Source organism: Roseofilum capinflatum BLCC-M114, assembly GCF_030068505.1.
Taxonomy (GTDB): Bacteria; Cyanobacteriota; Cyanobacteriia; order Cyanobacteriales; family Desertifilaceae; genus Roseofilum; species Roseofilum capinflatum.
This window is the reverse complement of record NZ_JAQOSO010000028.1, coordinates 1-13,451: the sequence shown is the minus strand read 5'-3', so window position 1 is coordinate 13,451 and position 13,451 is coordinate 1. Positions and strand designations below refer to the sequence as shown.

Here is a 13,451-nt window from a genome sequence, read left to right as displayed (position 1 = left end):
AATTATGAGTGATTCCTTCCGAGAACTGTTAAAAAAAGTAGGCAGTGGCCCCCATACTGGAAAACTCCTCACGCGCACAGAATCGGCCCAAGCTGCGCGACAGATGCTGCTGCAAGAAGCGACACCAGCGCAAATTGGGGCCTTTATGATTGCTCACCGCATTCGACGACCGACACCAGAAGAGTTAGCGGGAATTTTGGATGCTTATGATGAGTTAGGGCCAAAATTGCAGCCTCGTCAGGATGGGGAAAAGGTGGTGATTCTGGGAATTCCCTATGATGGGCGATCGCGCCTGGTTCCAGTCAATATAATTACAGCCCTCATTCTCAAAACCGTGGGGATTCCGGTAATTCTCCATGGAGGGAGTCGGATGCCAACGAAATACGGCATTCCCTTAATTGACCTTTGGAAAGGATTAGGAGTCAATTGGGACTCCCTTTCCCTCGATCGCACTCAGGAGATCTTTAATCACACGGGTTTAGGCTTTGTTTATTTACCTCAGCATTTTCCGCAGGCAAATAGTTTAATTCCTTTCCGAGAAGAAATCGGTAAACGCCCCCCCTTTGCAACGGTTGAACTCATGTGGTGTCCCTATTGGGGGCCAGTTCATCTGATAGCTGGGTATGTGCATCCTCCCACAGAAACTCTATTTAAACGCACCTTAGCCCTGCGGGGTATAGAGCAACTAACAACGATTAAAGGATTAGAAGGGAGTTGCGATTTACCCCTCTCTCGCACCGCTATTATGGGACTGAGTAAGGAGCAACAGGCTGAGGTTTCGGACACTCAAGAGCCGGAAATAGTTCTCGAACGCTTCTCGATTAACTGTCGAGACTATGGATTAACCCCATCGGATGTAGGATTAGAATCGGAAGAGATGGCGATCGCCTCAATCCAAGCCATTTTAGACCATCAACCCACCCCCCTCTTGAACTCTGCAATCTGGAACGGTGGATTTTATCTCTGGCGCTGTGGGTATTGTGGTAGCGTAGAGACGGGTTTATCCATGGCTCAAGATCTCCTTTCTGGGGACAAAATAGCCAAAACCTTACAGGATCTGCGTCAGATAATTAATCATTAATCCTTAACAATGCATAAGTGGTTTAGGGTGAATCAGTGGTTTCAAGTCAGTGAGGAGCAAATCGCCGAAATTCTGGATCGGGTGCGATCGGAATTACCCACGACAGAAGCGCTACTCATTGGCAAACCACAAACCGGAAAAAGTTCCATAGTCAGGGGACTAACCGGAGTTTCGGCGGAAATTGTCGGTCAAGGGTTCCGTCCCCATACCCAACATACAGAACGCTATGCTTATCCCTCAGAGGATTTACCGTTATTGATTTTTACGGATACAGTGGGGTTGGGAGATGTTGAGCAGGATACGGATCGGATTATTGAGGAGTTGGCGCAGGAGTTGGAAGGGGAGACAAAGGGCGCTAAGGTATTGATTTTAACGGTTAAGATTAATGATTTTGCCACCGATACTCTGCGTCAAGTGGTGCAAAAACTGCGCCAAAAGTATCCCCAGGTTCCCTGTTTGTTGGCAATTACTTGTTTACATGAGCTGTATCCTGCGGATGTGGAGAATCACCCGGTTTATCCTCCAGAGTTCGAGTCTTTACAACGGGCAGCCTCTGCCATTGAAGAGGGATTGAAGGGCGATCGCGCTCTAGAGCCAGATCGGGTCATTTTAATTGATTTTACCCTAGAGGAAGATGGGTATACACCCGTATTTTACGGTCTAGAACAATTGCGGGATACTTTGGGAGATTTGCTGCCAGAAGCCGAGTCTCGTGCCATTTATCAGCTTTTGGATCAAGGGGTTGGTAAGCAGTTAGGCAGTTTATATAGAGATGTGGGACGGCGTTATATTGCAGCATTTGCGGTGATGGCAGCAACGGTTGCGGCAGTTCCTTTGCCCTTTGCCACCATGCCGGTGTTAACGGCGCTGCAAGCGTCAATGGTGGGCGTATTGGGTAAACTTTATGGCCAAACCTTGAGCGTGTCTCAGGCGGGAGGGTTGGTGAGTGCGATCGCCGGTGGATTCTTAGCTCAAGCCATTGGCAGAGAGCTGGTGAAGTTTATTCCCGGTTTTGGCAGTGCGATCGCCGCGTCTTGGGCCGCCGCTTATACCTTTGCATTAGGAGAAACTGCTTGTGTTTATTTTGGCGATTTAATGGGGGGCAAAAAACCCGATCCCAGTAAAATTCAATCCGTGATGCGCGAAGCCTTTCAAGGAGCAAAAGAACGGTTTAAAAATCAATGATCACCGCTAGGATTAAATTGAATGCTGAGTGTCCTTTTCGTTTTATCAATTCTGGCAGGATTAATCATACTATTGCGGGTCTATCAGCAGTGGTACTCTCCCCATCCAGAATGGGTGCGTAAATTGCTTCATGTGGGAATGGGATTAGTCACCTTAAGCTTTCCCTGGTTATTTGATTCTCCCGTACCGGTAATCGGGTTGGCCATAGGGGCGATCGCCTTTTTATGCAGTATTAAGTTTATCCCTTTCTTTCATGCACGGCTCGGCAGTGTAACCGATGGTGTCGGCCGTAGCTCCTGGGGAGAGGTGTATTTCCCCCTATCAGTTGCCTTAGTTTTTACCTTATCCCAAGGCGATCTGGTTTGCTATCTGATTCCCATGTTGCTTCTAACCCTCGGAGATGCAGTAGCAGCACTTATTGGGGTCAGCTATGGATTGCACACCTACAGCACCTCAGAAGGGCGTAAAAGTGCGGAAGGCTCGATCGCCTTTTTCACCGTTGCTTTTTTAAGCACCCATGTTCCTTTATTGTTGCTCACAGATACAGGACGAGCCGAAAGCCTATTAATTGGGGTGATTTTAGGCTTGCAGGTCATGGTTTTAGAGGCGATCGCCTGGCAAGGATTGGATAATTTATTTATTCCCGTCGGTGGATTGATCATGTTAAAGCTATTTCTGCCGATGGATATTCCTGACCTTATTTTTCGTCTCATCCTTACCTTAATTGTGGGCATATTAACCCTGGGTTGGCGAAACCGAACGACCCTGAATGATAGCGCCGTTCTGGGAAGTGCTTGGTTGGGGTATTTAACCTGGGTATTAGCAGATTGGCGCTGGTTTCTTCCCCCAGTTATTTTATTTTTAGCCTATTCTTTGCTCTGTCCTTGGACTCAACAATATCAGGAACGCCGTCATGATATGCGTGCCGTTTTGAGTATTGGCTCAACGGGGATTTTATGGTTATTGCTGGGAAAAGTAACGGGTCAACCGGTTTGTTTTTATGCTTATACCCTGGCCTTTGCGGCTCATCTAGCTATCATTGATATTGCTGTACCTCAATTTCATCCCCAATTACCTAATGGGGCGTTTATTGGGCGCTCTGTTCTTAAAGGCTGGGTGTTAATTTTTGTACCATTTCTCTGGATTCAAGGTTGGGAAGCTCAGGCGATCGCCTATGCTGGAGAAGGATTGGTTACCGTGGGACTGATAGCCATTGCCTTTGCTATCCTACAACAGAGTTGCCGGGAACTCGATGAGACTTGGATGTGGATCGGGCGATCGGCGATCGTTGCTTTCGGATCGGCCATCAGTTTAAGCATTTGGGTAATAGGTAATGGGTAATGGAGATTGCTAACCGTTTACAACTTAAATGAAGATGCTATATGTACAAATATCATTTAATTCAAAAAGCCTCCGAGCTAAACTCTTTACCGGGTAATAATCGGATTACTGCCTTAAGTGGAAGCCTTTTTAAGCAACATCAACCCGATTCACATCTGGCCGTTTTGCAGGATCAAACCTTAGTCGCTCGCTGTTCCCTTTGGTGGAAAAATACCCCAAACTATAGTCAAGAAAAATTAGGATTAATCGGCCATTATGCTGCTCAAGATCAGGCCAGTGCCCAGGCTTTATTTAGTCATAGTCTAGAAATTCTGCGGCAACAGAACTGTACCTTAGCGGTTTCCCCCATTGATGGCAATACCTGGCGAAATTATCGCTGGATTACGGATCGAGGAAATCATTCGACTTTTTTTCTCGAACCCGATCATCCTCCAGAGTACGTTGAGCAAATTCTAGAAGCTGGTTTTAGTCCTTTGGCTCGCTACTATTCTGCCTTAGTTACAGATTTAAATCAAAGCGATCGCCGCTTAGAGCGAGTGAGCGATCGCCTGAAAAAACTCGACATTACCATTCGCCCCCTCAACTTAGAAGACTGGGAAGAAGACTTGCATCAAATTTATCAAGTCTCTCGCATTGCCTTTACGCGAAACTTCTTATATACCCCCCTCCCTGAGTCCGAATTTATCGCCCAATATAGCCCAGTTCGTGACTACATTCAGCCAGAATTGGTATTATTAGCCCACCAGAGAAAAAAGATTGTAGGGTTTTTATTTTCTCTTCCGGATTTTTGCTTAAGACAACAGAACTTACCTATCGAGACCGTTATTCTTAAGACCGTTGCCGTCTTGCCCCAAAGGGAATACGCCGGACTAGGGAGTTTATTGGTCTACCAATGTCATCAAATTGCCCAAAAATTAGGCTATCAATCCGTAATTCATGCTCTTATGTATCAAGGCAATTCATCCCTGAACATCAGCCATCGATATGCCCAACCTATCCGTCAGTATACCCTGTTTGCCAAAGCTATTTAAATCGCTTATACTTGGAAATAAATCTCCCCTTCAGTAGAGTGCAGGGGAAGCCTTAAAAGTGTGACGTTAAGGGAAAACGGTTTACCCATTACCCATTTCCATAACCAGCGCGTTTCATGTCCGCGAAAGCGGAAAGCGCTATATCATCCCGCTTGAGAACGCCATGCCGTACTTAATCTACGCTCCCCATAGTCAGGATGAAAAACTCTATGAATTACGTTGGGGAATTAATACCCTGGGGCGATCGCTTGATAATACGATCGTCATCAGTCACGCCAGTATTTCCCGACACCATGCAGAAATTCACTGGACACCGAGAGGGGTGGAAATTTGCGATCTTCATAGCAGTAATCATACGTTTATTAATGAAAGTCGCATTGAAAAGAAATGGCTCAAGGATAAGGATATTATTCGATGTGGTAAAGTAAGTTTCCAATATCGAGAGCAACTCGAAGTATTGGAAGAAAAAACAGGTTTAGATCCTCAGCAAAATCCTACCATTATTAAAGAATTCTCCGTAGAACAAGGAGAGGTAGGAATGCCAGAATTATTATCAGATGAGGAAAAATCCTTATCCTTACTCAAATTAAGAGAGCAAGATCAGCAAAAGCGCAAAGAAGATAAGCTGAAACTTCTGTTAGAGGTCAGTAAACAGCTCTCCTATCCAAAAAGGTTAGATAAATTACTCAAGAAAGTCCTAGAAATTCTGTTAGATTTAATGCAGATCGATCGTGCTGCTATTTTATTAATTAATCCCCAAACCAATAAACTCCAAGTCAAAGCGGTCAATTCTCGCCCCGGCATTCATGCAGACTATCAATTTTATAGTAAAAAAATCACCGATTTTGTCTGTGAAAAACAACAAACTATCATGACCGCAGATGCCCAAATTGATGGTCGATTTAGGGATTCTGACTCGGTAATTAGTCAATGCATTCACGCCTCTATTTGTGCCCCTCTCAAACCCCGCGATACAGTGATTGGGGTGTTATATGTGGATAATTTATCCTTAGCTAATGTTTATTCTGATGAAGATGTAGAATTTCTAACTGCTTTAGCCAATCAAGCAGCGATCGCCATTGACCATAGTCAACTCTATCAAAAAATGGAATCAGAAGCCGTTCTCCGGGACAAACTAGAGCGATTTTTCCCCAAAGCCGTGAGCCGTAAACTGCGGGAAGAAGGCAACCTCAACAAAATTGTAGATACAGAAGTTACTGCCCTCTTTTCTGATCTCAGTCAATTTACACAGATGTCCTCCCTCATGTCTCCCCGTGCCGTGATTGAAATGCTCAATGAATATTTTGGCATGATGGTGGAAGAAATTGTTTTTCCCTACGAAGGAACCCTAGAAAAATATATTGGAGATGCCTTAGTTGCCGTCTGGGGATCGCCTTACCAAAGAGAAGATGATGCAGAACGAGCCGTCAAAGCAGCGATCGCCATGCAATGGGCGGTCAGACGGCTCAATATCCAACGGCAACAGCGCAACCATCACCCTATTCATATTCATATCGGCTTAAATACAGGACGAGTCGCTTCCGGAAATATTGGTACAGAACGTCTGATTCAATATGCCCATATTGGCGATACCATGAATGTCGCCAGTCGTATTTGTAGCGAAGCTAAAGCCAATGAAATCCTCATTTCTGCCAGCACTTTTCTTAAACTGAAGCAGAACAAAATTCCCGTAGAACGTTTACCTCTTGTACAAGTCAAAGGAAAAAAAGATCCCCTACAAGTCTATCGCGTTCTTTGGGAAGAACTGCCCCATCAAGACACCTTAAATGTAGAAGAAAGTTGAGGTAGGTAACCCTAGAATATAGCCTTGAGAGTTACGGAATAGGCAATTTTTACTTGATTTGACGGATGAGACCATTCCCTTTTACCCTGAACAAGTGTCTATGACTTAGGTGAATATGACTGTGAAAAAAATTTGGCTTTTCTGTTTGATCCTGACAGCGATCGGTTTATCCCTCATTATCCCTCCCTCCGCAGATGCTAGAATTGCCCCCTGTCCCTCCCGTCCTCTCTTCCTGAGAACACCCCTAGAGTGTCAGATGGCGATCGGTGACTTGCATCCCACACAACCCGTCGTTGGCAAGTACCAAGTCCAATATCAAGTCGCATTTTTAAAAGTTATCGAGCGCGGAGAATCCTCTAAATATGCCACCGTTGAAGACTATGTAAATCAGCGAACAGTCCCCGTTGTCTTAGGGCCAAATAATCAATTTTATATGGTTGACTCTCACCACACCATGAGTTCAATCTGGGAATATTATCAGGGCGATCCCAACATTAGGGTCAACATTGAGATTATTCAAGATTGGAGAAACCGGCCCGATTTTTGGTCAGCAATGCAAGCACAAAACTATACTTATTTGGGAACCCCTGGAAATCAAATCAATCCTGAAAATTTGCCCCGTAACCTCGGTGAATTAAAAAACGACCCTTATCGGGCCGCAGTGGGAATGGCACTTTACTGGGGATTTTTTGAGCGACCGAAAGGCGAAAAAATCTTTTTCTACCAATTTAAGTTAGCAGATTGTTTAAAAGAATTTGGCTTAACCTTACCAGAGGAAATTAACCGTTCCCATGTCTATCAAACCCTGGCTATGATTCACGATCCTCAGTACACCTATGAAAACAGTTCTGCCTGTACGATTCCTCCCCCTAAAGAGCTATCATTAGAGGCCATTGCCCAACAAAATGAACGATAATTAACAAATCCGGGGTAACTGTTCGCCACTGAGCCAATCCAGAATGCGACTGGCCCCAATCTGACTTTTTAGACTCACCTGAGCAGAAAACTCTGAAATTGCTGGTTCCCCTACTTGTCCAATCACTGATGCTTCCCTGTCTGCTTCTGAAGTTTCCCTTAAAATCGATAGGGCTAACTCCACATCAGACTGGGGAATAAAGGCCACAAATCTTCCCTCATTCGCAACATAGAGGGGATCGAAACCCAGAATTTCACAAGCTCCGCGCACGTCTTCCCGAACGGGAATTAAGGATTCGTCAATGTGCAAGTTTAATCCTGAACTGAGGGCAATTTCATTTAAGGTACTGGCCAATCCTCCCCTGGTTAAATCCCGCAAACAATGAATCTGAACCCCTGCTTCAAGTAACCGGAGAACTGGTGCTGCAACGGGAGCGGAATCGCTCTCAATGGTCGTTTCAAAGTCCAATCCTTCACGCACAGCCATAATCGCGATCCCATGTCGGCCTAAATCCCCATTAATTAAAATGGCATCTCCTGACTGCACCTGTTGGGGAGAAATCTTGTTTTTTGACTCAATTACCCCTACACCAGACGTATTAATGAACATTCCATCCCCTTTGCCGCGATCGACCACTTTGGTATCTCCGGTAATAATTTGTACTCCTGCTTTCTGGGCAGCCCCTTGCATCGATCGCACCACCTGCCATAGCGTCTCCATCGATAACCCTTCCTCCAAGATAAACCCCGCACTTAGATACAGCGGCCTCGCTCCAGCCATAGCTAAATCATTCACCGTCCCATAAACCGCCATCGAGCCAATATCCCCCCCTGGAAAGATGAGGGGATTGACCACATAGGAATCTGTGGTAAACGCCAGGCGATCGCCCTTAACAGCAAACACACTAGCATCATGGGAAACATCAGGACGACCAAAAACCGGCAGAAACATCTGCTCAATGAGCTGATGCATAAGCTTACCGCCCCCTCCATGGGCTAACAGCACCTGGGGATAGTTTTGGATCGGAATCGGACAAGATAGGGAAAAATCCGGTGCAGAAGCCATATTCGTAGTTAAATAGGATAAAACAGCCTGGAACTCACGCTCTTTTTCAGCGTCTTCTCATCAAGACGTTTCAGTTTCAGGTAATTTTAAACCATACCTGAAATCTAACCCTCAATTCTTATCACATGAGAGTTTCTCAGACAAAGATAAGTAGACACAATAGAGATTAGCCTACCCAGTCAACCCTTGACCTGGGATTCTATGCCAGAGTAGATCAAGCGACCCAACTGTTTGCCCACAAGGAGATGTATTCACGTTATGGCCTTTCAACTTTTCCCTTCCCCTCTGAAATTGCTGGCATTTGCCCTAGCTCCCGCTCTCCTAGCTCCAGGAGCTTTGGCCCTAGAATTTCCTCCCACTGGTGGGGTGGGCGCTCCTACAGGAGGAAGTGCTGGGGGCGGAGTCAGAGGAGCTTCGGCTTGCGTCACTCCCCAAAATGAACTCTCCTTAATGGCCTTAAAACCGCCTCAACCCGATAATTATGTCGGTCAAACGGTCAGTGATACCCCGACCATGTTCTTTTATGTGCCCAAAACCAAAGCTAGATCGGCAGAGTTTATTTTAGTCGATCGGCAAGGCAATGATGTCTATACTGAGGAGCTAGAACTCTCTAAAGATGGCGGATTAGTCAGTGTAAACATGACACTCCCCGAAGCTATGGGCGATTCAACTGAATATACTTGGTTATTTCTCCTGGTGTGTAATCCCAGTGACCGAGGAGCTGATGAGTCCATTCAAGGGCAAATTCGTCATGTTACTCTAGATCCAAATGTAATGACGGCTTTGGAAGAAGCCCAAGCCGAAGAAGACCTACTTAAACAAGCAGAACTGCTGGCTCAGGCCGAAGTTTGGTACGATAGCCTGGCGATCGCCGCTCAGTTACGAGATTTAGATGCGGGCCCTTGGGAAAGTCTCTTGAAATCCGTAGGTTTGGACAAATTAACCCAAACGCCGATGCTTTCCATAGAAAGAATTACCGGAAATCCTTAGTATCATTGAGATTTTAGGGTGCAGATTCACAGGCAGCATAACTGAAGATTACTGTTTACTGTAACCCTGGGTTCTATGTGGGAAACAATTAAGGATTGGTTATGGCAACAGCGAGGGGTGTGGATTGCGACCCCTTCTGTAGCTTTATTGGTCATTCTGTTACGATTTATAGGCGCTCTCCAAGGAGGAGAATGGGCCCTATTTGATTTATATATGCGCTGGCGACCTCTAGAACCTCGCGATCCGCGAATTGCGATCGTCGGCATTAATGAAGCAGATGTAGAAGCCATTGGTCAGGCCATCATTCCCGATCAAATTTATGCCGACCTGCTCCAAAAGTTAATCGCCATGGAACCTAGAGCCATTGGTTTAGATATTTACCGGGATTTACCCGTTGAACCCGGCCATCAAGCTCTAGTGGAGATTTTTGAGAATACCGATTATTTGATCGGCATTGAAAAGGCAGTTGGAGATGACCAACGCGATCGCGTCGATCCTCCTCCAGCCCTAAAAGCGAAAAACCAGGTGGGAGCCAATGATTTGTTGCCCGATGCCGATAGTAAAGTGCGTCGGGCTTTGGCCTTTCTGGACACGCCAGAAGGGGAAAGGATTCATGGTCTGCCCCTTTATCTGGCTCTACTCTATCTACAACCCGAAGGAATTGTTCCTGAATCCGTCAGTGAAAACACTTGGCGTTTAGGAAAAGGCATCTTTTCTCCCATTGAACCCAATGCTGGGGCCTACTTGGGGGAAGCAGAGGGGGGATATCAGTTAATCCTCAATTATCATGGCCCCAGCAAGTCTTTTGAGACCGTTTCTCTGATGGATGTTTTGGAGGATCGAGTCCCAGAGGATTGGGCAAGCGATCGCATCGTTTTAATTGGTGCGGTGGGAGAATCCTTTCAAGACCTCTTTCCCACTCCCTATACCAGGACTCCCTCTCAACGGATGGCTGGCGTAGAAATCCATGCCAACATTACCAGTTTGATCCTGAGTTCTGCCCTAGAAGGACGACCCCTGATTCAAACCTGGAATGAAACTCAGGAAAACCTATGGATTCTCTTCTGGGCCTGGGTCGGAGCCGTTTTAACCTGGAGATTACGCCATAGTACCGGTTTGAACTCATCCACCATTCGTAAGGCGATCGCCCCCATCGCCACGCTCCCCCTGCTCATGGCTGCCACCTATGGAGCTTTTCTCATCGGATGGTGGTTACCTGTCGTTCCGCCAGTCCTCAGCTTAGTTGGCTCCTGTGTTGCCATTACCGCCTATATTGCCCGCAGTGCTGGCGATATCCGCAAAACCTTTGGCCGCTATCTAAGTCAGGAAATTGTCGCCACCCTATTAGAGCATCCCGAAGGCCTAAAATTAGGTGGTGAACGACGCAAAATCACCATTCTCACCTCAGATTTACGGGGCTTTACCGCCCTGTCTGAACGCCTTTCCCCAGAGGAAGTGATTAAAATCCTCAACTTCTATTTAGGCTACATGGCCGATGTGATTACCGAATATCAAGGAACCATTGATGAGTTTATGGGTGATGGCATTTTGGTCTTATTTGGCGCTCCCATTCCCCGTGAAGATGACGCTCAAAGGGCGATCGCCTGTGCCATAGCCATGCAACTAGCCATGAAACAGGTGAACGTGCAAATGAAAGAATGGGGACTATCCTCCCTAGAAATGGGAGTTGGTATCAATACCGGTGAGGTCGTCGTCGGTAACATTGGCTCTGAAAAACGAACCAAATACGGCGTAGTCGGCTCTCAAGTGAATTTAACCTATCGCATTGAATCCTACACCACCGCCGGCCAGATCTTAGTTTCTGAATCCACCCTGCTTGAAGCCGGCCCAGAAGTCAAAATCAATGGCGAGAAACAAGTTACCCCCAAGGGAGTGAAAACCCCTATTACTATCTACGATATTGGCGGGATTGCTGGCCCCTATCAGCTCGATCTGCCTAAAGAAGAAGAGCATTTCTTTCCCTTATCCCCAGCCCTTCCCCTTCAGTATGCTGTGTTAGAAGGTAAAAATATTAGCGATCGCGTCAACCAGGGTCAATTGATTGCCCTATCAGAAAAAGGTGCAACCATTCTGCTCACCCCAGAATCCGGCGATCGAATTCCATCCGGGTTAACCAACTTAAAAATTAATTTCTTTAAGGATGAGCAACCAGAAAACCGCGAAGATGTGTATGCCAAAGTTCTAGATAACCATCGGTCTAAAGATCGGTTTTCCATCCGATTTACCTCTAAACCCCCCTCTGTAGAAGCCAAGTTAAAGACCTTATATCAAGCGATCTCTAAAAGCGCCTAATTGTGTAGCCATAGACAGCTCTAAAACTGTCACACCCCCTAGCAACAATTTACGGATACCTTTCGACTGGGGAGGTACTGGAGAACAGAACACCTCTCTTGTACACTGCTTAAATTAAGTCTACTCACTCTTCTACAACTATGAATAAATCACTCCTCTCCCGTTTAGCTGCTATTGCCACCACTACTGTCGTTGGGATGACCACCTGGGTGGCTACCGCTCGCGCCTTCTTCGATCATAGCGAAGTTAGACAGGATGATTTTATTGCGATCGCCGCTCCACGAGGCACAAACGCCCATCAACTCCTTATTTTGGAACAAAAATCCAGTACCCGTCAATGTTGGAGTGAAACCGGCCAAAGTCCCACGATTGTCGATCCTCTTTTGCTCAACTTTGACTTTAGCGGTATTTGTGGCCGCAGCACCGACAGTAACGGATTTTCCATTCGAGTTAACAATCAAGATCTTGCCCTCCAGTACAGCCTACGAATCGTCAATCGCAACAATGATTTAGTCTTAGTTGGATCGTCCAATACCCCAGGAGGCCCAGAGATAGAAATTGGTCGCACCTATGGTGCAACCTCCGATTTTGTCAAAATTCATCTCAACCCCGGTTGGCGCTTTGCCAAACGCTCCTATGAAGGTCAAACCCTAGGCCATGTTTACCTTCTCAACGATCAACAGCTCAGTTCATTAATTGGTACAACACCCAATCCCGTTGACCCAAATCCGGTCGATCCCAATCCCGTTGATCCCAATCCCGTTGATCCCAATCCCGTTGATCCCACAACTCCCAGCTTTAAAGATATCGCCAATGATATATATGCCAGCGAAATTAATGAAGCAGTCGATATCGGTTTTATCTCTGGCTTTGCAGAAGATAGCACCTTCCGTCCCCAAAATCCCCTTACACGCGAACAATTAGTATCCATGGTTTTAGAATCTCTCAAAACCATTCCTGGCACTAACGTCAATATTCCCACCAATACCGCCACTAATCCCTACCCTGATGTAGCTTCCTCTCGATGGAGTGCCGCCAAAATCCAATGGGCAAAAGACAACAACATTGTCAGTGGCTATACAGATGGTACATTTAAACCCGCTCAATCCGTCACCCGTGCAGAACTAATGGCAGTTCAACGTCGTGCAGCCGAGTTTGCCCGTAAAACTAGCGGCTTAAATCCCGAACTTCAAGCCAAACAAGATCCCCAACCCTTTAGTGATGTTGATAATCATTGGGCCTCCGATCTCATTACCCAGATGTCTACCTATTGCTCTGTTGCCTCTCCACTCAATGAATCTGGAACTCAGTTTGTTCCCAACGATAACGCTCGCCGCAACTATGCTGCCGCCGCAACTCTACGAATGCTCAATTGCGTGAAATCGGATATTCCCACTGCTTCTGCTCAGTAGCCTTCGGAGTTCAAAGACTCATCCTATCAAGGAGGGAGGGATATCAATCCTTCCTCCTTCTTTTTTCTGGCGATCGTATTTCAGGTACACTCATCCCCCTCAAAGAATTTCAAAATAATTTTACTGAGTATTTAGACTCATTCCGGTTCAAAGGCAACCCTAACCTCTTCAAGGATCTCCAAAATGTCCAAAAATATTGAAAGCTTCAACTCCTCGCCATATATAGTTTGTAGCGTTTCTCGAAAAATAATTTCAAGATTTTCCAAAAAAAGGGTTGACAAGGAAGAGAAGGATTGGTTATATTCGTATTTGT

General features: G+C 46.0%; 10 protein-coding genes. 9 read left to right on the top strand and 1 reads right to left on the bottom strand.

From position 1 onward, the window contains the following. Positions 1 to 4: 4 nt before the first annotated feature. The 6 genes from PMG25_RS06315 (at position 5) to PMG25_RS06290 (ending at position 7,358) form a co-directional block, all read left to right on the top strand. A complete protein-coding gene (locus PMG25_RS06315) occupies positions 5 to 1,081 on the top strand; it encodes an anthranilate phosphoribosyltransferase family protein (protein ID WP_283766056.1) in 1,077 nt (358 codons plus the stop codon). Between the two features lie 9 nt (positions 1,082 to 1,090). Next, positions 1,091 to 2,266: a GTPase family protein gene (locus PMG25_RS06310; RefSeq protein WP_283766055.1), complete on the top strand. Its 1,176-nt coding sequence runs from the start codon at positions 1,091 to 1,093 to the stop codon at positions 2,264 to 2,266. Positions 2,267 to 2,287: 21 nt separating this feature from the next. Next, entirely contained in the window at positions 2,288 to 3,607 is a 1,320-nt protein-coding gene (locus PMG25_RS06305) for a diacylglycerol/polyprenol kinase family protein (RefSeq protein WP_283766054.1), read from the top strand. A gap of 41 nt (positions 3,608 to 3,648) precedes the next feature. After that, on the top strand, positions 3,649 to 4,638 hold the full coding sequence (locus PMG25_RS06300; RefSeq protein WP_283766053.1) for a GNAT family N-acetyltransferase: 990 nt from the start codon (positions 3,649 to 3,651) through the stop codon (positions 4,636 to 4,638). 163 nt (positions 4,639 to 4,801) lie between these two features. After that, a complete protein-coding gene (locus PMG25_RS06295) occupies positions 4,802 to 6,442 on the top strand; it encodes an adenylate/guanylate cyclase domain-containing protein (RefSeq protein WP_283766052.1) in 1,641 nt (546 codons plus the stop codon). A gap of 115 nt (positions 6,443 to 6,557) precedes the next feature. Further along, on the top strand, positions 6,558 to 7,358 hold the full coding sequence (locus PMG25_RS06290; protein WP_283766051.1) for a ParB/Srx family N-terminal domain-containing protein: 801 nt from the start codon (positions 6,558 to 6,560) through the stop codon (positions 7,356 to 7,358). Here PMG25_RS06290 and hypE read toward each other — a convergent pair whose 3' ends face one another. Next, positions 7,359 to 8,423 (bottom strand): hydrogenase expression/formation protein HypE, encoded by a 1,065-nt coding sequence (gene hypE / locus PMG25_RS06285; protein WP_283766050.1) that lies wholly within the window; start codon positions 8,421 to 8,423, stop codon positions 7,359 to 7,361. 258 nt (positions 8,424 to 8,681) lie between these two features. Between hypE and PMG25_RS06280 the strand changes: the two genes are divergently transcribed. The 3 genes from PMG25_RS06280 (at position 8,682) to PMG25_RS06270 (ending at position 13,138) form a co-directional block, all read left to right on the top strand. Further along, complete coding sequence (locus tag PMG25_RS06280; protein WP_283766049.1) at positions 8,682 to 9,413, top strand: DUF928 domain-containing protein; 732 nt, start codon at positions 8,682 to 8,684, stop codon at positions 9,411 to 9,413. Between the two features lie 75 nt (positions 9,414 to 9,488). Then, positions 9,489 to 11,726: a CHASE2 domain-containing protein gene (locus PMG25_RS06275; RefSeq protein WP_283766048.1), complete on the top strand. Its 2,238-nt coding sequence runs from the start codon at positions 9,489 to 9,491 to the stop codon at positions 11,724 to 11,726. Positions 11,727 to 11,866: 140 nt separating this feature from the next. Next, entirely contained in the window at positions 11,867 to 13,138 is a 1,272-nt protein-coding gene (locus PMG25_RS06270; protein ID WP_283766047.1) for a DUF3747 domain-containing protein, read from the top strand. Positions 13,139 to 13,451: the final 313 nt, after the last annotated feature.